The organism is Candidatus Methanomethylophilaceae archaeon (genome assembly GCA_017524805.1).
Classification (GTDB): Archaea; Thermoplasmatota; Thermoplasmata; order Methanomassiliicoccales; family Methanomethylophilaceae; genus Methanoprimaticola.
The window spans coordinates 1-25,601 of record JAFXUX010000037.1 but is presented as its reverse complement, the minus strand read 5'-3'; the positions used below and the strand labels follow the sequence as shown (position 1 = coordinate 25,601).

The 25,601-nt window shown below is 55.0% G+C and carries 21 protein-coding genes and 1 rRNA gene; 12 read left to right on the top strand and 10 right to left on the bottom strand.

What is annotated here, in order from left to right; translation table 11 throughout:
- Positions 1 to 7: 7 nt before the first annotated feature.
- Positions 8 to 577: a UvrD-helicase domain-containing protein gene (locus IKP20_07745; protein ID MBR4504844.1), complete on the bottom strand. Its 570-nt coding sequence runs from the start codon at positions 575 to 577 to the stop codon at positions 8 to 10.
- A 131-nt stretch (positions 578 to 708) separates the two neighbouring features.
- Here IKP20_07745 and IKP20_07740 point away from each other — a divergent pair, with 131 nt between their 5' ends.
- A complete protein-coding gene (locus tag IKP20_07740) occupies positions 709 to 1,155 on the top strand; it encodes a two pore domain potassium channel family protein (GenBank protein MBR4504843.1) in 447 nt (148 codons plus the stop codon).
- 117 nt (positions 1,156 to 1,272) lie between these two features.
- Here IKP20_07740 and IKP20_07735 read toward each other — a convergent pair whose 3' ends face one another.
- The 4 genes from IKP20_07735 to IKP20_07720 form a co-directional block, all read right to left on the bottom strand.
- Positions 1,273 to 2,367, bottom strand: a complete 1,095-nt coding sequence (locus IKP20_07735; GenBank protein ID MBR4504842.1) for a DNA topoisomerase IV subunit A — start codon at positions 2,365 to 2,367, stop codon at positions 1,273 to 1,275.
- Positions 2,354 to 4,387 carry a DNA topoisomerase VI subunit B gene (locus IKP20_07730; protein ID MBR4504841.1) on the bottom strand — a complete coding sequence of 678 codons (2,034 nt, stop codon included), beginning with the start codon at positions 4,385 to 4,387 and terminating at the stop codon, positions 2,354 to 2,356. Before IKP20_07730 ends, IKP20_07735 begins: the two co-directional genes overlap by 14 nt.
- A gap of 445 nt (positions 4,388 to 4,832) precedes the next feature.
- Positions 4,833 to 5,606 (bottom strand): ABC transporter ATP-binding protein, encoded by a 774-nt coding sequence (locus IKP20_07725; GenBank protein ID MBR4504840.1) that lies wholly within the window; start codon positions 5,604 to 5,606, stop codon positions 4,833 to 4,835.
- 1 nt (position 5,607) lies between these two features.
- On the bottom strand, positions 5,608 to 6,726 hold the full coding sequence (locus IKP20_07720; GenBank protein MBR4504839.1) for an iron ABC transporter permease: 1,119 nt from the start codon (positions 6,724 to 6,726) through the stop codon (positions 5,608 to 5,610).
- A gap of 174 nt (positions 6,727 to 6,900) precedes the next feature.
- On the opposite strand from IKP20_07720, the gene IKP20_07715 reads away from it, so the two are divergent.
- From IKP20_07715 to rfbA, 11 genes are all read left to right on the top strand, one after another.
- The gene (locus IKP20_07715; protein ID MBR4504838.1) at positions 6,901 to 10,101 is read left to right on the top strand and encodes an Ig-like domain-containing protein; all 3,201 of its coding nucleotides are present in this window, start codon (positions 6,901 to 6,903) and stop codon (positions 10,099 to 10,101) included.
- Positions 10,102 to 10,112: 11 nt separating this feature from the next.
- Positions 10,113 to 11,171 (top strand): iron ABC transporter permease, encoded by a 1,059-nt coding sequence (locus IKP20_07710; GenBank protein MBR4504837.1) that lies wholly within the window; start codon positions 10,113 to 10,115, stop codon positions 11,169 to 11,171.
- Between the two features lies 1 nt (position 11,172).
- Positions 11,173 to 12,048: an ABC transporter ATP-binding protein gene (locus tag IKP20_07705; GenBank protein ID MBR4504836.1), complete on the top strand. Its 876-nt coding sequence runs from the start codon at positions 11,173 to 11,175 to the stop codon at positions 12,046 to 12,048.
- A 67-nt stretch (positions 12,049 to 12,115) separates the two neighbouring features.
- Complete coding sequence (locus IKP20_07700; protein MBR4504835.1) at positions 12,116 to 13,381, top strand: ATP-binding protein; 1,266 nt, start codon at positions 12,116 to 12,118, stop codon at positions 13,379 to 13,381.
- A 141-nt stretch (positions 13,382 to 13,522) separates the two neighbouring features.
- Positions 13,523 to 14,086 (top strand): 2-oxoacid:acceptor oxidoreductase family protein, encoded by a 564-nt coding sequence (locus IKP20_07695; GenBank protein MBR4504834.1) that lies wholly within the window; start codon positions 13,523 to 13,525, stop codon positions 14,084 to 14,086.
- On the top strand, positions 14,080 to 14,355 hold the full coding sequence (locus IKP20_07690) for a 4Fe-4S binding protein (protein MBR4504833.1): 276 nt from the start codon (positions 14,080 to 14,082) through the stop codon (positions 14,353 to 14,355). Before IKP20_07695 ends, IKP20_07690 begins: the two co-directional genes overlap by 7 nt.
- 2 nt (positions 14,356 to 14,357) lie before the next feature.
- Positions 14,358 to 15,521, top strand: a complete 1,164-nt coding sequence (gene porA, locus IKP20_07685) for a pyruvate ferredoxin oxidoreductase (protein MBR4504832.1) — start codon at positions 14,358 to 14,360, stop codon at positions 15,519 to 15,521.
- Positions 15,518 to 16,468, top strand: a complete 951-nt coding sequence (locus tag IKP20_07680; GenBank protein MBR4504831.1) for a pyruvate ferredoxin oxidoreductase — start codon at positions 15,518 to 15,520, stop codon at positions 16,466 to 16,468. Before porA ends, IKP20_07680 begins: the two co-directional genes overlap by 4 nt.
- Positions 16,469 to 16,739: 271 nt before the next feature.
- The gene (locus tag IKP20_07675; GenBank protein MBR4504830.1) at positions 16,740 to 19,229 is read left to right on the top strand and encodes an InlB B-repeat-containing protein; all 2,490 of its coding nucleotides are present in this window, start codon (positions 16,740 to 16,742) and stop codon (positions 19,227 to 19,229) included.
- Between the two features lie 298 nt (positions 19,230 to 19,527).
- Positions 19,528 to 20,904 (top strand): phosphoglucosamine mutase, encoded by a 1,377-nt coding sequence (gene glmM / locus IKP20_07670; protein ID MBR4504829.1) that lies wholly within the window; start codon positions 19,528 to 19,530, stop codon positions 20,902 to 20,904.
- A gap of 21 nt (positions 20,905 to 20,925) precedes the next feature.
- On the top strand, positions 20,926 to 21,813 hold the full coding sequence (gene rfbA, locus IKP20_07665; protein MBR4504828.1) for a glucose-1-phosphate thymidylyltransferase RfbA: 888 nt from the start codon (positions 20,926 to 20,928) through the stop codon (positions 21,811 to 21,813).
- Here rfbA and galE read toward each other — a convergent pair.
- The 5 genes from galE to IKP20_07640 all read right to left on the bottom strand — a co-directional run bounded on the left by galE (position 21,797) and on the right by IKP20_07640 (position 25,448).
- Positions 21,797 to 22,807, bottom strand: coding sequence for a UDP-glucose 4-epimerase GalE (gene galE / locus IKP20_07660; protein ID MBR4504827.1), 1,011 nt, complete (start codon positions 22,805 to 22,807; stop codon positions 21,797 to 21,799). The genes rfbA and galE overlap by 17 nt on opposite strands.
- 101 nt (positions 22,808 to 22,908) lie before the next feature.
- Positions 22,909 to 23,030 (bottom strand): 5S ribosomal RNA (rrf, locus tag IKP20_07655).
- 56 nt (positions 23,031 to 23,086) lie between these two features.
- Positions 23,087 to 24,283, bottom strand: coding sequence for a CotH kinase family protein (locus IKP20_07650; GenBank protein MBR4504826.1), 1,197 nt, complete (start codon positions 24,281 to 24,283; stop codon positions 23,087 to 23,089).
- Positions 24,280 to 24,975, bottom strand: a complete 696-nt coding sequence (locus tag IKP20_07645) for a hypothetical protein (protein MBR4504825.1) — start codon at positions 24,973 to 24,975, stop codon at positions 24,280 to 24,282. Before IKP20_07645 ends, IKP20_07650 begins: the two co-directional genes overlap by 4 nt.
- Positions 24,976 to 25,091: 116 nt before the next feature.
- Positions 25,092 to 25,448, bottom strand: coding sequence for a hypothetical protein (locus tag IKP20_07640; GenBank protein ID MBR4504824.1), 357 nt, complete (start codon positions 25,446 to 25,448; stop codon positions 25,092 to 25,094).
- Between the last annotated feature and the right edge of the window lie 153 nt (positions 25,449 to 25,601).

Genomic DNA, 25,601 nt, shown 5'->3' with positions numbered 1-25,601 from the left:
TCTCGGACTAGACCGGCCGGGTGTAATCGCAGTCGATGCCGCATTTGAACAGGGCATCGGCCACGGCTCTGAGCCCTTTGTTGCCGATGCTCTTGCCGTTGTACGACAGATAGGAGTAAGATGTCTTGCGGAGCCCGTCGATGTAAGACATCATCGCTTCGGCGCTTTTCCTGTCCGTCTGGACCAGCTCGTCGCATATGCCGCCGATAAGCTTCGCTTTCTGTGTTCCGACGCAGGGCTTCTTGCGGAGGATGCGGTTGCCTAAGGCGTGGATCGTCATGATATCCGCCCCGAATCCCGGGCCGAACTCTTTCTCGACCGCTTTCCTGAGGTCGGCGACGGAGTTGTTGGTCAGCGAGATCATAAGGATCCGTCCGGGCTCCACGCGGTCGTGCTCCACCAGATACTTCACTTTCCCGATGAGGGTGGTGGTCTTGCCTGTGCCGGCTCCGGCGACGACAAGCTGGGTGAACGATTCGTCTCTGACGACTGCGGTCTGCTGCCTGTCGAGGGTATGGCCTCTGACGAATATGGCATCGTTGTCGGCCTCTGTGTCGGGCTTTTTGGCGGCAGACATGCTAACGGTTCTTTCAAATCCAATCCGTATATAAAATGAATTGACGGGTGAACGAAAATGGCTTATTTCGCCCCCGCTCAGGTTCTGGAGGGCACCGCCATGATTATCAGCCGATACGATGATGCTATAGCATGGCCCTGAGGCTGCTCAGCACGACGGTAAAACAGGGACGGATGCTCCTGAAGAGCCTTCTGTCGATCAATTTCCATCTCATTCTGCTGACGTATCTGATCGTCTACGTGGTGTTCTCCCTGATCATCTGGCTCTGCGACCCGGACATCAAAGACCTCTCCGATGCGCTCTGGTTCACCTTCGAGACGGCGACGACTATAGGGTACGGCGACCTGCTGGTGGATTCCAATCTGGGCAGGGTCCTCACCGTCATTCTTTCGATATACTCCATAGCGGTCGTGGCCATCTTCACAGGTGTCATCGCTGGATTCTATGTCGAGATCATGAAGCTGAGGGCCCATGAGAGCGCCACAGAATTCCTTGACGAGCTCGAGCGTCTGCCGGAACTGTCCCATGAGGAGCTAGTCAGCCTATCCGAGAGGGCCAAGAAGTTCAGGATCAAGTGAGCCCGCACGGAGCCTTATAAAAAGGAAAGGTCCCCCCGCATCCCTCTGCGGATATGCGGGGCGCAAAACGTTTTCCTCAGTGCCATACGGCATTCGCGTAGACACCGGCCTTTTGGATCACAGGATGCCCATGTCGGTGAGCTTCTCAGGAAGGTACGTGTCCGTGACGTAGTCCAGGCCGTATTTGGCCAGCGCCTGCTGCTCAGATTTCTTTTTCATCTCCAGCATCGCCTGGATCTCCGTGACCCAGAATTCGTCCGCGAACCTAGGGTCGCTGAGCTCGGCGTTGAGCGCCCCGATATCCTTGTCGTTGAGCTTGTCCGTGGGGAGGTCGTAGTTCAGGATGTCCGAAGCGGTGACGCCTATGAACTGGGCAGTGGGCGTGGCGAGGTACTCGGATATGTGCGCAGTCTTGATGGCCCCATAAGCCACCGAGGCGAAGATCCTGAACGACCACGGGTCGCCGTCGGTGAACACGGTCACAGGAAGGTTGTATTCCTCGTTCAGCCTCTTTATCAGCCTTCTGGTGGATCTGGCGGGCTGTCCGGACAGGTGGACGAGAGTGCACCCATACTTCTCCGGGAACCCGTTCTCGATCAGCCTGGCGTACATACCTCCTGTCTCTATCGCCATGATGAACTTCGTGTTCCCGGGATCGATCTGGAACGTATCTTCCTCGACTTTGTACGGGACGGCGAATCCGGCCTCGGAGACGTCGTCGATGCAGTTCATCGTCTTCATGCCTTTCTTGGTCATGGTGGTGAAGTTGAGGTCCCCGTAGACGTGGGCGCCGGATTCCTCCGGGCGGAGCTTGAAATCCTCCCTCATGCATCCGGTGATAGTTTCCAGATCTTCGGCAAGAAGGTTGCTCTCGTCCTGGCTGTGGAATTTTGCGTTGTTCCATCCCTCAGAGATGTAGTACATCTCCCTTAAGGTGGAGGATTTGCTGTCGCGGATCATGTCGTTGATGAAGTCCGAGGTGTACACAGTCCTCAGCATCATCACGGCGCCGTTCACGGTCTTCGCGGTGCGCGACGTCTTTATGTCCCCGTAGGTCCAGACGTTGTGCTGGGTGTCGAATTCTATGTTCTTCTTCGATCTGAGGGGAAGCTCCATAGAGGGTATCTCCCCGCCGTCAAGCTGGTCGTAGATGCCCTCGACCACGTCGGTGAGGCTTTCCAGCGCTTTCTGCTGCCTTTCATTCGTCGTCAAGGTCTTCTTCCTCCTCTTCCTTCTCCTCTTCGTCGTCCACGACGTAATCGTCCGCCGATTCGATAATCTCCATGCCTTTGATTCCCCAGTCCCCGGGGAGCATCTCCGCGCCCATGACCATCACCGGGTTGAGGCCGGAGAAGTAGATGTCATCGGGGTCGAACGTGTCCGCCATGTCTCCGACCAGGTCGAACGAAACTTCCACGTGCGCGGACGGCTGGATGTCGCGTATCTCCCAGTTGGCCTTGCCTTCATCGTTAATGTCCAGGAAATAAGGCGATGTATAGATCGAAAGGTCTTTCAGCGATTCCTTCGGGAGCTGAGCGTGGAGCCTGAAGGTGCGGACCGTGCTGGTGTAATTGTAAACTGTGTAGGTAATGGAGCGCTTCTTGGATTCCTTCTTCATCGACGGCTCCACCCAAACGACGTTCATGATGCGGGTGATGGTCCTGTCCAAGTTGGGCACGGGCTTCCCGAGGTGGTCGGCGGCCTTCTTCGCCATGTCCGGAAGGATCTCCTGGACGATCTCGAATTTGGCGTGGGTCTTCTTCTTGCGCTCCATCTTGTTCAGATGGCTCTTGAGATTCCTGGCGCACAGCCTCAGGGCGAGGCCGATCTCGCTCTGCAGCTCGGGGAAACTGGCGACGGCTTCCTTGCCTTCGGAGGTGAACGGGACCTTCGTGGATGCCACATGGACAAGGATGATGGCCGGCCCGAACGGTATGCCTTTCCCTCCCCTCTGCTCCAGCCCATATCTCCTCCAATCCATCTCGGAGATGGCTTTAGTTATGGCGCACGCGCCCTGCTGGTACAGGAGCGGGACCCTGTTGGCGAACCTGAGGATCTGGACCTGGCTGTCCGATGGGATGTCGCCGCCGTAGACTATCCCGGCCTCCACGACGAACGGGTTGCCGTTCACGGCTTTGGGGGAGCGGGTCACGGGGGTGGCATAATACTCTGGCCGGAGGCCGTCCAAGACGTGCATCAGACCTTTCTTGATCAGGGTGTCTCCGATAGGCGACAGGCAATCCGTAGGAGGCGCCATTATCTTCACGTCGGCGATGGCGGCCAGTATGGCGATGGCGTCCTCGCGGGTTATGGCGGAGGGTTTCTTGTCACCGTCGACCCCGGATTTCTGGACGATCTCTTTGGCGATCCTGTCAGTTATCCTGGAGAAATCGTTCTTCAGGAAGGCGGATACGGTCTTCTGGGCGGATGCCGAGGAATATTTCAGGAGGTCTCCGATCTCCATCCCTTCGGGGTGGGGCTTGATCTCTTTGGGACGGGGAGGCATGATGTCCGTGGCCCTCTCGAACGTGTACTTCTTCCCGTCCGGGTCGCGGAACACGATCTCCGCGTGCGGGTTGACTATCGCGGTGTCCTTCAGGTATTCGAACACGGACTGCTTCCCGGTTATGTAGCGCCCTTTGATCGTGTATTCGATTTTGGTACCATGCTCCTTGCCTTTCCAGTCGAACGGCTTGTCGTTGGAGACGATGGGGCGGTTGGTCTTCGTGTCTATGACGATGTCCATCCCGGAGGCGACCTCGTCCTCGCCCTCGATCTTGGATTGGACATGGGCGGGCTTCCCAGTCGTGATGTTTCCGTACATGACGGTCGCGGATATCCCGATTCCCTGCTGCCCTCTGGATTGCCTCAGGGCGTGGAATCTGGATCCGTACAGAAGGCGGCCGAAGACGTTCGGTATCATCCTGTGCACGATTCCGGGGCCGTTATCCTCGACGGAAATGTGGTAATCCTCGTCGCCGAACTTGTCTATGCAGACCTCTATGTCCGGAAGGATATTGGCTTCCTCGCAGGCATCGAGGGAGTTGTCCACGGCCTCTTTGATCCCCATGAGAAGCGATTTGGAGCGGGAATCGAACCCGAGGATCTGCTTGTTCTTCTCGAAGAACTCCGTGACGGAGATCTCTTGCTGCTTGGCGGCCATCTGCTCCGCCGTAGGGGTCTTCTTCCTCTTCGGCGCGGCCGGTTTTTCGATTGATTCGTCAGAAGGCATCCGAACACCGCAACAGGATAATCAGTCTTAACAGTTGTCGGCGAAATAGCTTGACCTATTTCTTATCTGCCGCTTCTAAAAAGCCTTTTTTTTTCGCAGATTTCCGATGCTATAGCGTGTTCGAGCGTGTTCGCAAAGGGGGAAATACGCACTCCAGAATTCCCCAGGCATTCATTACAAATGATTTTGATTCAAAGTTAAGCTTTTCTTTCTTGCATTTATGGTGCAACGTTTCTATGATCTGTGCAATTTATGGCGCAAAATACAGAAGCATTGGTGCAATAATTGCACTATAAATCAAGAAGCGAACCCGTGGGCCATCCTGTAGAGATTACTATGCCTGATTCTGGAATAGTTGCATCGAATGAGATGATGCATTTTCGTCGGCGTTTCGTATGCCTCTTATTGGTCGTATGGCCGATCAAGAGGTTCTATGTTGGAAGCCTCATAGTTGAAGGATGACATGCGGCGATCCGTGGTCGTCGATGATTTCGCACGGCACGTCGTAGACTCTCTCGATCATTTCAGCGGTTACGATTTCTGAGGGGCTGCCCATGCCATATAATTTCCCTGGAGGTTCCATGACCAGGACTTCGTCAGAGAATTTGGCTGCCAGATTCAGGTCGTGGCTTATCATGAGCACCGTCATCCCGGTTTTCTTGGACAGCATCCTGAGGAAAGCCGACACATACATCTGATGGCGGACGTCAAGATTGGAGGTGGGCTCATCCAGTATCAATATCGTCGGTTCCTGCACCAAACCTCTGGCCAACGAAACTTTCTGCCTCTGCCCGGCGGAGAGCTCGCTGAAATATCTCATTGCCAGGTCCCCTATCTCCATGCATTCCAGCGCCCCATGCGCCACGGCCAGATCTTCGGACGTGGTCCTCCATTTCTGATGGGCGTATCTGCCTATCAGAACGGTGTCCAGGACGGTCATCACATTGAAATCCGCGTTCATGACCGGGACGTACCCTACGATCTTCGCGAGCTCGTCCAGCTTGTATCCGCGGACGTCTTTCCCGGATATCCTCACGGACCCGGAATCGGGCTTTATGTGGCCGGTTATGCATTTGATGAGTGTCGATTTCCCGACGCCGTTGGGGCCTATTATGCAATAGAATCCGGGATTATCAATTCTGAAGGAGATGTCATGGAGTATCGTGCGCTCGCCGTACCCGAACGTCAGCCCTTCGACTTCTATCAGAGGTTCAGACATTTCACCACGTCTCCTTCTTCTGCCTGATGATGAGCCACAGGAACATCGGACCGCCGATGAATGCGGTCACAACTCCGACCTGCAGCGCGCTCCCTTCGAAGACGCTCCTGCCGACTATGTCTGCGACGATGAGAAGCGCGGAGCCGAAGAATCCCGAAGCGGGGAGGAGGTATTTCACGTCCGATCCGACGACCATCCTTGCTATGTGCGGGCAGACGAGCCCGACGAATCCTATGAGGCCGGTGAAACTCACGATTCCCGCAGTGAGCATCGACACCACGAACAGAGATATCAGCCTCAGGCGGTTGGCGTTTATCCCTATCGAGCGGGCGGATTCGTCACCTGTGGACAGAACGTTCAGGCGGCGGGACATAATCATAAGCAGGATTCCCGAGACGAATGTGAACGCGAACATCGTGGCTATGTGGCTCCAGCCTTTCACATCCAGAGTTCCGACGCTCCACGCGAAAATGTTGGCCAGGGTGTCGGCGTCCACCCACAGTTTGATCATCGTCGTCATGGCGTTGAAAATGTACATGACCGCGATCCCAGCCATCACCATGGTGGCAGGGGACGCTCCGCGCATCTTAGAGACGAAGATAATGACGGCCATCGGTATGAGCGAGAAGGCGAATGCGTTGGCCACTATTCCGAGGCTCCCTCCGCCGGCCACCGACAGTCCGAACCCTATGGCCAGAGAGGCCCCGAAGGATGCGCCTGAGGAGACTCCGGTGGTATACGGATCGGCCAATGGGTTGCGCAGGATGGTCTGCATCACTACTCCTGCGATGGCCAACCCGAATCCGGCGATAACTCCGGTGACGATGCGAGGAAGCCTCATGGTCCAGATCACCAGGTCGTCGCTGTACTCCACGGGATTGCCGAGGATATGGTCGATGATGACTTTGTAAGTCTCCCAGATGCTGATGTCGTAGGGGCCTATCGTAAGATCGTATCCGGCGGCCAATATCGCCGCCGCTATGCATATCGCTATGAACAGCAGTTTCTTTCCGATATAGCGGTTGTACTCGGCCATGTGGCGGTCGGATCCGTCGGTTTCGCGCCGGGATATCCATCTGTCCACAGATTGTTCGATACCTTCCATCCCTCTGGACGACATCGTTGTATGGATGCATTATCCAGTTGATAAACAATTCATATTCCGTTGTCTGTCATCGTTAGCTGAATCTGGTGTAGTTGGAGTAAATAACATATACAAGCGTAATTCCAGTCTCTGCTCCAATTTTATACGATAAACCTGATTCTTTACTGGATTCATTATCCAAGTGATTTAATGAGCAGTAAGAATATAGCAATCGTCGCGGCAATAATCGTGGCGATAATCGCTATCGCTGCCGCAGCTTTCATTCTCACAAACAATGGGAATGGCGGCGACGATACAGTCAAGGTCCAGAGCGTGAGCCTTGACAGAACCGAGGCCTCGTTGGTCGTGGGAACCAACATCACGCTCAACGCAACTGTCAAACCCACAGATGCGAAGGACAAATCCGTCGCATGGTCCACCAGCAACGCGTCTGTGGCCACCGTATCCAGCGGGAAGGTCACCGCAGTGTCTCCTGGGGCTGCCGTCATCACTGTGACCACCAACGATGGGGGTTACAAAGCGACATGCACAGTCACCGTCACCCAGAACGCAGTGAAGGTTACCGGAGTAACTCTCGACAAGACGCAGGCTTCTCTGAGCCAGGGCGAGTCCGTGACTCTTGCCGCTACGGTCGTGCCTTCCAACGCCACCGACAAGGGCGTCAAATGGGCCACCAGCAACACTTCCGTCGCCACCGTATCCAACGGGAAGGTCACCGCAGTGTCCCCCGGAACGGCAATCATAACCGTGACCACCGATGACGGGGGCTTCACGTCCCAGTGCGAAGTCACCGTAACGTCGAACGTCGTGAAAGTCACCGGCGTAAGCTTGGATAAGGAACAGGCTACCGTCTTCCAGGGCGAGTCCGTGACTCTTGCCGCCACTGTCTCCCCGTCGAATGCCGCGAACAAGAGCGTCGTCTGGACCAGCAGCAACACTTCCGTCGCCACCGTGTCCAGCGGGAAGGTCACCGGAGTGTCCCCCGGAACGGCCTTGATATTGGCCACCACAGAGGATTCCGGTTTCATGGCCGCTTGCAACGTGACCGTCAAATCCCCCACCGACGACAAAGTCCTCAACGAGGGCTACGTGTTCGAGGTCGATACCGTCGCCAGAGTGTACGGAAACGCCAACAACGATGACCGCATCGATTCCAAAGACGTCGAGTTCATCCAGAACATAATCGATAAGAAGATCACTTTCAATAAGTCCATCAACCCTTACGCGGACGCTAATTACGACGGTGTCATCGATTCGAAGGACATCGCCCAGGTAAACATGATCATCAGCAAGAGCCGCGGTACCGTCTGGTATGAGAACTACTACAAAGAGGTCCAGTCCATCGACTTCCCCGTCACCGGAAAGAAGATCGGTGTGACCTATTGGCAGCAGGCCCAGCTCATCGATCTTGTCGGCCACTGGGACGACGTCGTCGCCGCCAACGCATCGGTCACCCAAGCTAGGTCCAACCAGTATGACCTCTCCAACATCACCTACAGCTACGGTACAACCGGAAGCAGCAAGCTTACCGAGGAGTTCTGCGAGGGATACGCCCAGGCCGGAGTCGATCTCATCATCGGATCCCCGTACAAGGGAACCGTCACCGAGGTTGCCAACACCTATCTCCCGAACGTCCCCGTCATCACACTCGGAATCGGAGGCGCGTCATGCGTGTCGTCCGCTCTGACTCTCGGTATTCTGATGGACGCCGAGGAGAGGGCCCAGAAATACGAGGAGTATGTCCTCGGAATCATCGACACCGTGAAGGAGGGCCTCAGCACCGTCAAGAACTCCGAGAAGCCCAAGATGCTCGTCACCAGGATGTACGAGGACAACGACGGATACATCTCCAGATACGGAGGTATCCTCGTCAACTGCGCCAACACCGACGGAAGCTACCAGCTCCTCTCGATGTTCGCCGACCTGTACACCGACAACAGCGAGACCAGCACCACCCCCAACAGGACCCAGGAATGGATTCTGTCCCAGGACTTCGATCTGATATTCGACATGGAAGTCTACACCGGATTCCAGACCTCATCCATACCCGGAGAGCAGTTCTACACCCAGGGCGAGTACAACAAGCGTTTCGAGAACAGCGTAGAGTACTTCAAGGGCACCAAGGCCTACAACAACGGCGGAGTCCTCAGCTCTTCGTACATCTTCGACGGATACTCCGGATTCGCGTCCCTCATGATGTCCGCCCACATGATTTATCCCGAGCTGTTCACCCTGAGGCAGGGACAGGATTCCCTCCAGTATTGGTATGACAACTTCACCGTCACCGATGTCGACGTCAGGACTCAGGGAGGTTACTACTACACCGGCGACAAATACACCACCAAATTCGCCGCCCATGATTCCAGCTTGAAGGGATACTACAGATGGGACCCTGCTGTCGTCACCGTCGACGGCAACTACTCCAACTGCACTCCCGCCTTCATGGACATCGCCCAGGAAGTCTTCGAGACCGTTTACGGGAAGCTCCCCGACTGCTCCGGCATAACCCGCGAGTCTATCCCCGCTGAATACCTGTACCCGTACAACCCGTACGTCACGAAAAACGGGGACGGCACTCTCACCGTGAAGACCTTCGACAACACCAGCGTCGGGACATCCGAGGCTTACGCCGACAAGGTCATAAGGTTCACCCCCACCAAGGTCCTGTGCTACACCGATGCCTATGTCGACACGATATACATGATCCTGTGCGACTATTACGGCGAGACCGCCCACTCCGGGAACACCCCCAATGCGTACGCCGCGCTATGGAACCTCATCGATGCCATGCCCAGCTCCGTGAAGAGCGGAGTGATCAGCAAATACGGCTTGGATGTCCCCGATTCCGTCAAGGTCATCGGGACCGGCAAGGAGGATCTCCTCGGATACTGCGGCAGCTTCCCCTCCAGCGAGAAGCTGATCGTGCTCATGTCCGAGTACAACATCAGATCCACCAACACCTCGTCCTGGTGGGGCACCAACACCACCATCGAATCGAACGCCTCCAACATCCAGTTCATCTACCTGCTCTCCAACTCTCCGGCCATGGTGCTTTCCACCATCGAGATGCTCGGCAAGGTCATAGGGTACGAGAGCACCGACTCCATGATGGACGGGATCCTGGCGAAGATCTACATGATGCAGAAGACCATCGACGACTCCTACAGGCCGAAGACCTTCTTCGTCGAGATGGCCAACGGCAACTCTGTGGGATCCAACACGCTCATGGGCGGCATATTCGCGTCCGTCCTGAAGATGGACAACGTCTTCGACGGAAGCCTCATGGGCAGCAAGATGTCCGACGAGGACGTGATCAAAGCCCAGCCCGACGTCATCGGATTCTACAAGGCTGACACCAGGTCGATGGACGAGAAGATGAGGGCCGCCTGAAGGTTCTTGAAATGGCAGAGGACGCGCTGAGAAAGAGGGCAGTGGAGCTGGACGGCAAGAGGAGGCGCAGGTCTCTTCTCGCGGTCTTGGTTCTGACCGCGGCTCTTGCTCTGGGCTACGTCCTCTGCATTACCATAGGGTCGGTCCGCATGCCTCTCGCGGATGTGTGGGCCGCCCTGACCGGAAATGCGAACTGGGCCGATGAGATGATCGTCTGCGATATCCGCGCCCCCAGGGTGGCCTGCGCCGCTCTTGTGGGAGCCGCGCTGTCGCTGAGCGGTCTGGCCATGCAGGCCCTGTTCCGCAACCCGATGGCCTCCCCGTCGGTGCTCGGGATATCCTCCGGAGCGTCCTTCGGGGCGGCGTTTCACATTGCTTACGGTTCCGCTATCATCCTCTCGTCATTCGGGACGATGCTCTGCGCATTCGGGATGGCGATGGCCACGATGCTGCTCGTGTACGGGCTCGCCTACAAGAAAGCTGGCGGGGTGCAGACCACGATGCTCCTCCTGGCCGGGATGGCGGTGAGCGCTCTGTTCAGCGGATTCACATCGATGATAGAGTTCTTCTCCGACGCCGACACCGTAACCTCAATCGTGTTCTGGATGCTCGGAAGCTTCGACGGCAGGAGCTGGAGCGACTTGAGGATCATGCTTCCGCCAATTATCTTAGGCATAGCGCTGGTGGCTTTCAACGCCCGCGCGCTAAATCTCATGACCGCCGGAGAATCCAAAGCGAAGGCTCTGGGCGTGAACGTCAGAAGGGTGCGTCTGATGGTTCTGATAGGGTCGTCCGTGCTTGTGGCCACCTGCGTGTCCTTCTGCGGCGTGATAGGGTTCGTCGGGCTCATCGTACCGCACATCTTCAGGACGCTCGTCGGGCCGGACCACAGGAGGCTGGTGCCGATATGCCTGCTGGGCGGGGCCGTCTTCCTGATGCTCGTGGATACGTTCGCCCGCGGGGCCATGCCTCCATACGAGCTCCCTGTGGGAACGGTGACCTCTGTGATCGGAGCCCCATTCTTCCTATGGATTCTCCGCTCCAGGAAGAACGAGGTCTGGAGGAGCTGACATGGCCAATATGGAAGTGGACGGTGTCGGATTCTCGCACGGCAAAAGGAGGATATTGGACGGGATCACATTCGGAGCTTCCAAAGGCGAGGTCCTCGGCATATTGGGCCAGAACGGATCGGGAAAGACCACTCTGCTGAATTGCATCAGATCTGAGTACAGCCCCGACAGAGGGAAGGTGGTTCTGACCGATCTGTCCCAGGACATAGCCGGATTCCTCGGGGAGATCGACGTCCGCAACCTATCCGACCGCGACCGCTCCAGGGTGATGGCCGTGGTGGAACAGAACTCTTCCATGAACTTCCCGTTCACCGTCATGGAGGTGGTCAGGATGGGCAGGTATTCCCGCTCAGGGATTCTCGACGAAGGCTCCGAATCCGAGATCGAAGTGATATGCTCCGCGATGGAATCCGTCGGAGTCCTGGAGTTCAGCGCCCGCGGAGTCGATGAACTATCAGGAGGCGAATGGAGGAGGGTCATGATCGCCCAGGCTTTGGCTCAGGAGCCGGAGATACTTCTCCTGGACGAGCCCACGCTCCATCTGGACATCAATCATCAGTTCGATCTCATGGACCTCTGCAGGGAGATAGCGTCGGAGCGCGGGATGCTGGTGGTCATCGTGACCCACGATCTGCAGCTGGCCGCGAGGTATTGCGACCGGATCATCGTGATGAAAGGCGGCGTCATCGAGTCCATGGGCACCGCGGAAGAGGTCATAACCCCCGAGATGATACGCAAAGTCTTCGGCATGAGGGCGAGGGTCGGCTATGACGAGGAGATGGGCGGCATCTCGGTGACTCTGATAGGCAGGGACAGGCAGAGCCGACGACGGAATCCTGATATTTCCTGGTATAACAGAAATATAAGGAAATTTTAGAGTATTTTTAGTATTATAACAGAAATTATCAATATAAATTTATACTATTTACGGGTATAACAGAAACATGGAATATGTCGAGCGCAAAGCATATCTTGGGCGCATGCGGCCGTTCGTCGGAAATGGGAACGCTAAAATCGTCTCGGGAATCAGGAGATCCGGGAAATCCACGTTTCTCCGCGGGCTCGATGGCATCGTCGAAGGGAAGGTTTTGCGCATCGACATGGAGCTGTGGGAGAATAGAGCCCTCAGGGATCCAGATTCTCTTTATCGCCGCATCCGCTCTGCGATAGATGATGGCTATCGGACGATAGTGATAGATGAGATACAAGATGTCAAGGAATGGCAGGGTGTCGTCAGATCTCTGATTGCAGAGCAGAATTGCGATATTTTCATTTCCGGTTCCAACTCCAAGCTTTTGTCGGGAGAGTTTGCCACGCTTCTGACCGGAAGGTACAACATGATGGAAATGTTCACGCTGACCTTCCCGGAATGCATCGAATTCGCAGGGGATCGCCAGAATCCTGGCGCCTACGCCGTGTTGGATAGGTTTCTTCGGGTCGGGGGATTCCCATCCGTATGGAAAAATGAATACTCAGAATCTGAAGCGCTCTCGGAGGTCAAAGGCATCGTGGATTCCATCCTTATGCGCGACATCGTATCGCGCTACGACATAAGGAGGCCAGATCTGTTGGAGAAGATTCTGAGGTTCTTGTGCGACACTATGGGCAGCAGAGTCTCGATAAACAGCATCCATGCGGCGTTGTCTTCGACCGAGGGGAAGCTGTCCAAGGATCTGGTGTATTCTTACGTATCCCATCTGGAATCCGCATGCCTGATATACAAGGCAGAAGCGTACGATGTCAAAGGAAAGAGGATTCTGACTTCCGCCTACAAGTATTACCCTGCCGATGTCGGGATCAAGAATGTCGTCTGCGGATTTCGGCCGGACGACATCCAGGGATACGTGGAAAACATTATTTTTCTGCATATGAGGTCGAGGGGCTACGACGTTTGGATAGGAGACTGCCTGGGAAAGGAGATCGACTTCATATGCAGGAAAGGCTCCGATTCTGTCTATATCCAAGCGACGACCAGGCTTGCGGATGAAAAGGTTGTCGACAGAGAGTTCGGGAGCCTCAGAAAGGTGCGGGATAGCCACCCAAAATTCGTGGTAGTCTTGGAGAATTCCCATCTGGATGCTGATATGGACGGCATAAAGTGCGTGAAGCTTACCGATTTTCTGATGATGTTCCGATGTCTCCGGACCGTGCGCCGGCGGGCCTTCCGGGGCGTCTGTCGATTTGATGCCACATTGCTACGATATCAATAATAGATAATACGAAAATCGTAGAGTTAAGTCATAATCAAAACTTTTTTCGTCGAATAGAATCCGTAAATTGCAGGACAACCGAAATCATGCGCAAAGGGTTTAAAATATATCCATCATATCCGTCTGACAAGAGTGGTACTCATGGACATGGAGATATGTTGGCATGGGAGAGGAGGCCAAGGTCTCGTCACAGCGAACGAGATTCTCGCCGAAACCGCCATCGCCGCCGGAAAATACGTCAAAGCGTTCCCGGAATTCGGCCCAGAGAGGATGGGAGCCCCCATCAGGGGATTCACCAGGATCTCCGAGAAGCCGATAAGGGTCCACAGCCAGGTTTACGAGCCAGACATCGTCATCATCATGGACGGGACCCTCGTCGGGAAAGTCGACGTGGCCAAGGGGATCAAGAAGAATTCCATCATCCTCGCGAACTACGGCGGCTCCCCCAAGGAGCTCGAGGCAGCCCTCGGCGTGGATGTGGAGTGCCACACTCTGGACGCCAACAAGATCGCCATCGAGGAGATCGGAAAGCCTACCGTCAACACCGTAATGCTCGGCGCTCTGGACAAGGTCTGCCCGATAATCCCGTACGACAAGCTGGAGGATCAGATCACGACCAAATTCACAGGCAAGCTTTCCGACAAAGTCATAGTGAAGAACCTTTCCGCCCTCAAGAGGGGATACAAGGAGGTGCAGCGATGGTGATGGCCAACCCAAGCGACCTCGTCGTCGGAGGGCGCATAATCAAGCCCGGATCCTCCGAGCAATTCTACACCGGGGACTGGAGAAGCTTCGTCCCGGTGGTCGACCAGGACAAGTGCATCGACTGCATGACCTGCTGGATATACTGCCCCGACAACAGCATCGTGTTCAGGGACAACAAGATGTCCGGAATCAAGCTCACGCACTGCAAAGGGTGCGGAATCTGCTCCAAGGTCTGCCCCAAGAAGGCCATAACCATGAAGGAGGAGTGAAGATGGCAATGGACATAGCGATAAATGGAGACAACGCAGTCGCTCTCGCCTGGAAGCAGATCGATCCTGACATGTGCGCGGCGTATCCGATTACGCCTCAGACCATCATAGTCGAGAAATTCGCCGAGTATGTGGCGAACGGAGAGGTCACCACCGAATTCGTGTGCGTGGAGTCCGAGCACTCTGCCCTCACTCTGTGCACCGCATCCGAATCCGCCGGAGCGAGGACCTTCACCGCCACCGCGTCCCAGGGCCTCGCGTACATGTGGGAGATGCTCCCCATCACCGCCGCGATGAGGACGCCTCTTATCATGGCCGTCGCCAACAGGACCGTCAGCGGGCCTATCAACATCAACAACGACCACGGAGACGCGATGTCCGCCCGCGACTGCGGATGGGTCATGCTGTTCTCCGAGAACGTCCAGCAGGCCTACGACCTTTCGATCATCGCTCCGAGGATAGCTGAGCACCATGACGTCCAGCTGCCCTGCATGGTCAATCTGGACGGTTTCATACTGACCCACGCCATCGAGAGGATGACCATGGTGGACACCGCCGACGTCAAGAAGTTCGTCGGCGACTTCAAGCCGCTTTACCCTCTGCTCGATGTGAAGCACCCAGTCTCCCACGGCAACATGGACGGGCCCGATTTCTACTATCCACACAAAGTCCAGTCCGTCATCGCGATGGAGAAGGCTTTGGAAGTCGCGGAGGATGTGTTCGCGGAGTTCAGGAAGCTCACCGGAAGGGAATACCATCTCCTGGATGAGTACCGCTGCGACGACGCGGAGATCGTGGCTGTCGTTCTGGGATCTTCCTTCGGAACCATGAAGGAGACCATCGACCAGCTCAGAGACGCCGGCATCAAGGCGGGAGCCCTCATGCCCCGCGTGTTCAGGCCCTGGCCCGCCGCCGCGATCGCGAAGGCCCTGGCCGGCAAGAAGTCCGTGGTCGTCTTCGACAAGCATCTCAGCATAGGCGCATACGGACCGATGTTCCCCGAGATAGCCGCGGCCTGCTCCGATCTGGACAGGCTGCCGAAGATGTTCAACGTCATATACGGCCTCGGAGGTGCGGACGCCACCGTGGGCGGATTCAAGAAGATAATGGAGGAGGTCTCCGCCGGGACCGCTTCCAAGATTACCTATCTGGGGGTGAAGATATGACTTCTCTGTCTCTCAAAGACCTCACGCAGAGGCCGGAAAGGCTCGTCAGCGGGCACAGGCTCTGCGCGGGATGCGCCGAGTCCATCATTGCGAAGCAGATCCTCATGGGAACCGAGGATCCCATCGTCGTTTCCGGATCCACCGGATGCTTCGAAGTTTCCACTACCATCTTCCCTTACACCTCGTGGAATGTCCCGTACATCCACACCGCGTTCGGGAACGGGGCGGCCACCTGCGCCGGAGTCGAGACGGCCTATACCGCGCTCAAGAAGAAGGGCAAGATCGGCGAGAACCTGAAGTTCGTCAACTTCGCCGGAGACGGGGCCACATACGACATCGGCCTTCAGGCGCTTTCCGGCGCCATGGAGAGGGGCCACAAGATGATGTACGTCTGCCTGAACAACGAGGCTTACATGAACACAGGCATCCAGAGGTCCTCCGCTACCGGGATGGGAGCTTCCACCACCACTTCCTGGGCCGGATCCATGGCCTACGGAAAGAAGGAGTTCCCCAAGGACCTGACTGCGATCCTGGTCGCCCACAATATACCCTACGTGGCTCAGGTATCTCCCCACAACTGGAGGGACACCGTGACCAAGGCCTCCAAGGGATTCGCCGCGGACGGCCCGAGCTTCATCAACGCGCTCTCCCCCTGCCCCAGAGGCTGGAGGTTCGCGTCCGAGGACACCATCGCCATGGCCAAGCTCGGTGTGGAGACCTGCGTCTGGCCTCTGTACGAAGTTGTCAACGGCGCCTACACCCTCACGGCAGAGAGCGCCAGGATCGCCGATGGCAAGGCGGAGAAGAAGCCGGTCATCGAGTGGATCAAGTCCCAGGGCAGGTTCAAGCACCTTCTGCAGGACAGGTGGGAGCCTGTCGTCGAGTCCATCCAGGACGAAGTCGACAAGAGATGGAACAAGCTCGTGAAGCTCTCCGAGGAATTCTGAAACTGTTTGCGGGGGACTTATCCCCCGCTTTAACATCTGGCCGTCAATCCGTCCGGATGAGATTTTTTGGTCAGGCTAAGGCTATGAGCCAGGTCTGATTTTGCGATAGCTGGTTACGACGTGAAACGGGATTCCCGCAATCGAAGAAGCGAAATATCGGGGCCAGTTCGGTTGGACTACAGTATTTATTCTCACTTTCCCATACAACGGTTGTTACTGACGCTTCTCTGGGTATAATATCGGGGAAGCATCTGAATCGGAGCTGATGATCATGTCAAAAACAATGGCCGGATTCTTCCGCCCGCTTTCCCGCGGAAAAATGCAAGAGGGAGGGGAGAATGAACATCTGAATCTGTCAGCAGCATTTCTGCTGGTCCTTGTCGCGGTGGTTTCCATAGCGGCAGTCTCGTCAATGGGAGAATCTGATGCGTCATCGGATTTCCAGATCAATGTCAGCAATACATTGAGCGGAAATTACGCCGCAGTCGAAGTGTCCCTGGAGAATAACCCTGGTATTTGGTCCATCGAGATGACCCTCAATTATCCTTCTGAAGCGATGTCGCTCAATCAAAACAGCATCGTCTCCGGCAGCATACTCGAGATGACAGCGGGCGCAGATAACAACGGAACTTACGGAATATACGGGGAAGCTTCCGGATTCGAGGATGTCAGCAAAAACGGAGTGCTGCTGGCGCTCGGATTCGACATCAAAACCGATATGGAAAGCAACCAGATTGCCCTGCTTCTCAGCGATATAATCGTTTTCAATGTCAGCGGGGATGAGATAGGATGCAATGTCAAGTCTTCCGCGATAGCTTCCGGCGGAGGAATACTGGGCGATGTCGACGGAAACAGCAAAATCAACGGGCTAGACTCGCTCGCTCTGAAGAAATATCTCGCCAAGTGGGACATTCCCATAGTAATGCAGAATGCCGACGCCGACAGGAACGGCAAGATAAACGGGCTAGATTCCCTCATGATAAAGAAGCATCTCGCGAAAATCGATGTCGGCCTCGGGAAGAGAATCTTTGCCGGCGATGTCGTCGCATCCGTGGTCTATGGCGATTCAACCCAGACGATAAACGGGATCACTTCCGAAAAGAATCTGATCGTCCCTCTGTATGGGACAGTAAAAGCCAGCGACATGCCCGCCAGCAAGGAATTGGCCATCACCATCACCGATGTGCCTCCGGTCATCACATACACGGTAAAATTCGATGCCAACGGAGGATCTCCGGTGTCTTATGCTCAGACCGTCATATCCGGGGAGAACGCCGCCGATCCCGGGTCTCCCTCAAGAGAGGGGTATACTTTCAAAGGATGGTACACAGAACCTTATGGGGGCGACAAGTTTGATTTCAGCACCACTTCCATAGATTCGGATACGATTCTGTATGCACATTGGAAGCTGAACAAATATGATGTGACCGTGAAATTTACCTGCAACGAACAGGAAATAGTTCCCAGCATTACCACTTCCCAGTATTACGGCTCCAAATACACATACAATTACATGGACTATCCGGGGGATCAATCCCAAGGAGTTCCTGCCGCGCCCGAAGCGTTCAAGGGATACGTGTTGATCTCCGATGAGGAATACACCATCACCGTCCAGGTCAAGCCCTATGGAAGCAAGATCGTGAACATCATCGAGTTCAAGTTTGATCATGCCAAGCAGCATGTCATGTTATGGCTACAGGGGGATTCCGGATACAATCTCTCCTTCGATGTCAATTATGGCGACTGCTTCAACCAGGTCATTGCTGCTTACGGAGATAACATCGGAAAGAAAATAGGAATCGCCTTTGAAGAGTACGGAACTTATAGTTATGCCCCTTCTACTGTAACTCACAATGGATCTACTCTGACCCTCAATGTTATCGACGCCGCCAATACAGAGATCATCTATGGGCCAATTACTGAGAACGTTATTCTCTACTACAATTATGATTCTGGATATGCAAATCGTCACACTGTAAGTTTTGTTGCGTATCCAGAAAAATATGGGTCTGTCAATAGGGCTTCTATCACCGTTGAACATGGCACTGAGCTCACTATCGATGGCAATGCCATTTCGATAGGGAAGTATGGAACTATAACTGCCACTCCAACAGTATCAACGTTAGGAGATTATGCCTATGGCTTTGTAGGCTGGGTCAATGTCCCTGAAACCGTCACCAAGAATTTGGTTATCTATGCATATTTTGATAGGGCTCCATTGAAGTACGCAGTAAACGTCATCTTCACCTGCGAAGGACAGGAAATCGTTCCAGGCATTTCCTTTGCTCGGGATTACGGCTCCGCATTCACCTACAATTACATGGATTATCCTGGATACCCCTCTAAAGGGGTTCCCGCTGCTCCCGAAGCATTCGAAGGATACGTCCTGATCTCCGCCGAGGAGTACACCATCACCGTCCAGGCCAACCCCACCGGAAGCAAGATTGTTAATACCATCGAGTTCAAGTTCGATCACATCAAGCAGCACGTCTTGCTGTGGCTCCAGGGCGATCCCGGATACAACCTCTCCTTCGATGTCAACTACGGCGATGACTTCAACCAGGTCATCCAGGCCTACGGAGACAACGTCGGAAAGAAGATGGGATTCGCCTTCGAAGAGTACGGAAAGTACAGCTATGCTCCCGTCACCACTACCTTTAGTGGATCCACTCTGACCCTCAACGTTATCGATTTAGCTAACACTGAGGTTATTTTTGGGCCAATCACCAGTGACATTATTCTCTACTACAATTACAGATGATAAGGACAAAGGGACAGATAAATCGGAAGACCAAATAAAACGAGGTCGGCGTGCTGACACAACCTTTCCTGGCTTCACCGTCGATTTCAGACCGCATTAATGGAAATAAATGCGTTTTAAAACTCTTTTCAAATCTTTTTCCAGCGGGTGAACAATACAAATCGTCCCTGGAAACGGCATTAATGATTGGTAAAAAAAATTGTCCTTCCGAACAAACTGAGACGATCCGCAGGGATAGGGGACGGACAAGCATGAGGCTCTTCTTCGTCATCATTTATCTACGGCGTTGTTTTTCCGTATGACCATGAAGATGTTCGGGACGAACGGCATACGCGGGATAGTCAACGGGTATATGACTCCGGAGCTCGCCTTGAAAGTGGGCAAAGCCATAGCGGAAGTGCTGGGGCCTGGCGTCATAGCTATTGCCAAGGATACCCGCACGTCCTCGGACATGGTCGTCTGCGCCGTGGAATCCGGTCTTCTGTCGATGGGCATAGACATAATGGATCTGGGCATGGTCCCGACTCCGGCGCTGCAGTATTACGTCAGAACCCATCCGAATGTCGCTGCGGGCGTGATGATCACCGCCTCCCACAACCCTCCGGAGTTCAACGGCATCAAATGCGTATCGTCCGATGGCACCGAATGCTCCCATGAGGAGGAGGCCGCCATAGAGAGCGCTTACGAAATGGATCTGGAATGCCCTGGGTGGGACGGAGTCGGTTCGATCACGCGCATTTCCGATGCGGGAGAGGCCTATATAGACGCGGTCGTCTCCAAAGTCGATGCTGGACTCATAAGGGAAGCCGGGCTGAAGGTGTGCCTGGACTGCTCCAACGGGGCCGCTTCGCTGACTTCCCCTCTGCTGATGAAGAAGCTCGGCGTGAAGGCGCTGACCATAAACGCCTCCCCAGATGGGAGGTTCCCAGGCCATTATTCGGAGCCCACCGAGGACAATCTGGCCGATCTGAAGAGGCTCACCGCAGAATCCGGATGCGATCTCGGCATGGCCCACGACGGGGACGCTGATCGGTGCGTCTTCGTCACAGGCTCCGGAAGATATGTCCCCGGAGACCAGTCTCTGGCAATATTGGGGCGCTCTGCCATATCTAAGAACGGGGGCGGCAAAGTCGTGACCACCGTGGCCGCGTCGCGCGTGATCGAGGAATCCGTGGTGTCTGCGGGCGGCGAAATCGTCTATACCGCCGTCGGATCCCCTATAGTCGCACGCGAGATGATGGCCGACGGTGCGGTCTTCGGCGGCGAGGAGAACGGAGGTCTGATATTCGCCGACCACCAGTATTGCCGCGACGGGGCGATGGCCATAGCCAAGATGCTGGAGGCTGTGGCAAAGGATGGGTCTTTGGATTCCCAGGTGGATTCTTTGCCCAAATATTTCACGATCAAAGCTGCCGTGCAATGTCCCGACGATCTGAAATCCCTTGTCATAAACGATATAGCCAGGCGCCACGAAGGCGAGAGAGCGAACCTTACCGACGGCCTCAGGATAGACTATGACGATGGCTGGGTCCTGATGCGCCCATCGGGGACGGAGCCTAAGTTCAGGGTATATTCTGAATCGAAGGACAAAGCTGCCGCGGAGAGGCGCTCCAGAGAGTTCCTCATGGAGGCATCCGATATCATCGGGCGCCGTCGATCCACGAACCATTTATAGCACCGTCCCTAATAACGGCATATGCCTCCGTCCAAGATAACCAAGGGCATAATCCTCGCCGCAGGGGCGGGGACCAGGCTTTACCCTTCCACGTTCCCGATATCAAAGATACTTCTCCCGGTTTATGACCGCCCGATGGTGTACTACCCTCTGTTCACCCTGATGTCCGCCGGAATCAGGGACATACTGATAATCACCAACGAGAGAGACAGGCTGAACTTCGAGAGGACGCTTAGGGACGGCTCCCAGTTCGGCGTCAGGATAACCTACGAGGTCCAGCAGGTGCAGCGCGGGATAGCCGACGCGTTCATCATCGGAGAGAAGTTCACCGACGGGGGCCCCTGCGTCCTGATACTCGGGGACAACATATTCCACGGGGAGGATCTGGACAGGCTCATGGAGGAGGCATCGAAAGACGTCTCGAACGCCACCGTATTCGCCCATTGGGTCCCCGATCCGGAGAGGTTCGGTGTGGCGGAGTTCGATCGCGGCGGGAATGTCATCTCCCTGGAGGAGAAGCCCAAGAATCCCAAGTCCAATTATGCCGTCATAGGCCTGTATTTCCTGCCCGGGGATGCGGTGGAGAAAGCGAAGACTCTGAAGCCTTCCGCCCGCGGGGAGCTGGAGATCACCGACCTCAATCTGATGTATCTCAGGGAGGGGAGGCTGAAGGTGAAGACGGTCAGCGACGACACCGTCTGGATGGACGCAGGGACGTTCGATTCCCTTCTGGATTCCGCCAATTACATCAAGGACATGGATGTCAGGAGGGAGACGAAGATCCTCTGCCCGGAGATCGAAGCCCTCAGAAAGGGCTACGTCACGAAGGAACAGATGGCCGCCTGGATCGAGCCGATGAAAGAGGGCGATTACTACAAAGGCGTCATCAAATTCATGGGGACGATGTGAGCCCCCTTCTTCTCAGCTCCCAGGCATAAGCCGTACGGACGCTGTCTTCGAGGGTTCTCTTCGGCTCCCAGCCAAGGATTTCCCTCGCTTTCCTGTTGTCCGCTATCAGGATTGCCGGATCACCCTGGCGGCGGCTTCTGATTTCTGTCGGGACGGGCTTTCCCATAGTTTTTTCGCAGGCGGCCAGGACTTCTTTGACCGTGCTGCCGCTGCTCGTCCCCAGATTGAAGCTTCCGGATTCACCTCCGGCATCCAAATGACGCAGAGCCAGCAGATGGGCTTCCGCCAGATCCTCCACGTTGACGTAATCCCTGACGCAGGTGCCATCTCTGGTGTCATAATCGTCGCCGAAAAGGCTGAATTTCGAGTTCCCATCCAAAACAGACCTTATTATGCACGGTATGAGGTGGGTCTCCGGCTCATGGCATTCGCCCGCCCGCCCTTTCGAATCGGCTCCGGCTGCGTTGAAGTATCTGAGACGGACGCTTTTCATCCCATAAGCCCGATCATAGTCTTCCAGGATGCGCTCTACGATAAGCTTGCTCATTCCGTAGGGGTTTATGGGATTCAGGGGATGAGACTCGTCGATCGGGACGTATTCCGGCTCGCCGTAGACCGCGGCTGAGGACGAGAACACGATTTTTCCTATCCCATGGAGTCTCATGGATTCCAGAAGGTTCACCGTCCCTACGACGTTGTTGCGATAGTATTTTCCGGGGTCGGACACGGATTCGGCGACTTGGGAGGAGCCGGCCAGATGGATTACGGCGCCGATATCTCCGTTATCGAAGATCTGGTCTATGTCCGCGGGGATGAGAAGGCTCCCTTCGGCGATTCTAATGCGTTCGGAAGAGGATTCAAGTGATTTCCCGATGGAAGGCGAACCTGTTGAGAAGTCGTCCAGAATGATGACGTCGTATCCGCTGTCAAAAAGGGACAATGCGCAATGGGATCCTATGTATCCGCATCCTCCGGTCACGAGTATCGCCGACATGTTCCGTCCCTTTCTGCGCTGTTATGAACGTTGACCATTTATTTCTGTTTTGGAGATGGGATGTTCGCAGCAAGCAATCTGACAGAATAGAATGAAGAAGTGGCAGACAGCGTGCTTGAGTTCCCGTACGCTTGCGCAATACAGTACAGACAGGTACGCGGGCGGACTTTACTGCCGGGTTCGGGATGGGACCGGGTGTTTCCCCGCCGCTATGGCCGTCTTGCCGAAACCTTGGATATATTCATTTTATATAAGATTTTCTATTAGATTTTGACACTGTCATCCGCAGTATTCCTTCAGCATGGATTCCAGGCTTCTTTCCAGCCAGGCGGCCAGAAGATCAACGTGTTCTTTCCAAGTGTCCAAGGCCATGAGCGCCAGCGGATTCATATCAACATGCCGGTCTAAGGTGGACCATTTCCCGTAGTTCTTCAGGAAATCGCCGTCATGCTGGATCGCATATGCTACTGTCTCGTTTATCGCCGATCTGATGTACTGCCCCTTATCCTTCAGCATCTCCGATACCAAGGCGCGGAACTCATCGTATCCCAGAAGGGATGAGTACCAATCGCTCATCAGGGCGACGTACATGAACTCCGGGTCATTGGCATGCATCGTGTTGTAATTGCCGGCGCAAAGGTCGAAGTCCCATATCGGCCCGCTGCATAATCTCCCGTCCTCGCCCAAATGGAAGTAGAAGCTGGAGAGGTTGACGTCGGCATCGTGGAACAGTTCTTCAACAATGTACGTCGCCGCGAAAGATTCCGGGTCCAGCATCTCCTGAACCCGAGACCATTCGTCCGAATCGATGGCATCCCATATGGCTTCCATGAATCCCTTTATCTCGGCGGTCCGCTCCGGAGTGCAATCCAAATCCTTGATCCCATAGTCCTTTCCGTTGACCGAGAAGTAATCAATACCCTCGGTGCCTTCCGAGGCTGCATGCGAGTCCATCTCCAATATGAAACCCGATTCGTCTGCGTCATCCAGTCCGATCTTCTCGATGAGCAGATAAAGCCCCATATATTCGCCGTTGAGGTATAGGCTGACGTATTGCGACGAAAGGGAATCCACGCCCAGAGTTTCCGCTACCGATTGGGACATTCTGTTCCTGAGCATGCTTTTGTCCAAGTAATCCGCCAGAAGGACCCATGTTTTGGAGGGACCGTTCCCGAAGAGAGAGGTCTTTTCGCTGAACTTGACGGCATACGGTTTCTTGGGCTGTTCCCAGGTCGAATTCCCGCGGCCCTTGATGCCCGCTTCCGCATGGGAGATGTCTCCCTGTCCGGATTCCGCGTCGACCGTGCAGCGGATGTATGCGTCTTTGGTCTCGATGGCTACGCCTCTGGTGTCTATGCTCAGGCAGGGGAAGCTCTCATCGTGCTCCGGTTCCGGATGCTCGGAAGTTATGAGGGCCGCAGCAATGGAAGCGATCAGCACCAGAGAAATCAACGCTTTCGCAACGGTCTGATTCAATAGATCAGGTCTCCCATAGCGATGAACGAGAATACGCAGACGGCTCCTGCCAGCAGAGACATAGCCAAAGCCGAAGATGCGGCTGTCTTATGCCCTCCGCAACGGAACGCTGAGACGCACGCCAGGAGTTCCGCGGCCGCGAAGAAGATTCCTGATGCGATGTTGAGGACGTCCAGATAATCCGTCAGGAGAGTTGAGGTGCCTATGATCCCGAGCCATAGGAGCGCAATCCCGATGGCGGCCGCGAGAACTGCGAGCGCATTCAGCGGGATGCTCTGTTTGGGCTTGATTATGAAGTCCCCGAGATCGGAGAGCACCAGCGCTACCGTCACGGCGGCCATCGAGATGAGGGTTCCCACATACAGGCCCGCATGCCCTGAGTATATCAGCGCTATGGCTGTTATCGATACGCATCCGGCTACGGCTACCAAGGGCCAATGCTCGCTTCTGGACCGGACGGACTCTATTATGGCGACGGCTCCGAGAAAAGGGATGGACAGATGGATCCCGAACGCTCCGAACGGATAGATGAATCCGCCGAACGAAGCCAGAATGATGCACGCAACCATTCCTGAGATCACTCCGAGCAGAGAGATCAGAGCATTGTCTTCGACGGCTCCGCGTCTGCGGCCAATGCAGACGGCCAGCAACAGCGCCATCCCAATGAAAGCAGCCGCCATCCATTGCCACATGGCTGGACGATGTGCTCTGCCGATAAAAACATTGATGGCAGCCAGTCGATTCGCGGACGATATTTCAGAAGAGGAAGGGGCCGGATCGCGAACGGTCCGCAATCCAGCTGTTTGGATCAGAAATTGATGAAGGGAAGGTTGGTCCTGAGGCTCCAGATCCCGAAATCTTCGATATCAACGGTTTCGAGGATGTTGTGGGAATCTATGAACATGTCGATGTCGAATTCGTCCATGAAACCGTATCTGTCGGTGCGGACTTCGCCTTCGAAATATCTCAGGGAACCGTAGCTCTCATCTTTTTCATAGTGCGCCGATACTGAATAGTACGATCCGCTGAAGTATCTGGCTAACTGCTCTTTTGCGGATAGGAGCCTGAGGAAATCCTGCTTGCTCATGGACGTGGTGGCCGTTTCGCTGTTTTTCCTGACCTCGCAGGTGTTGCCGGATACCGAGACGACAGTGTATTTGTCCATGTACTGGATATAATCTTGACTTGGACATCAGACTTTGCTTCGGAACCCGTTTTTTTCGTGAAATCGTCATATATGAAACTAACTGTCCAATGAGGCTAGCCAGCACTCTGCAAAAATTGGACAATAATCCATAGCGTCGTTGATTCAGGATGG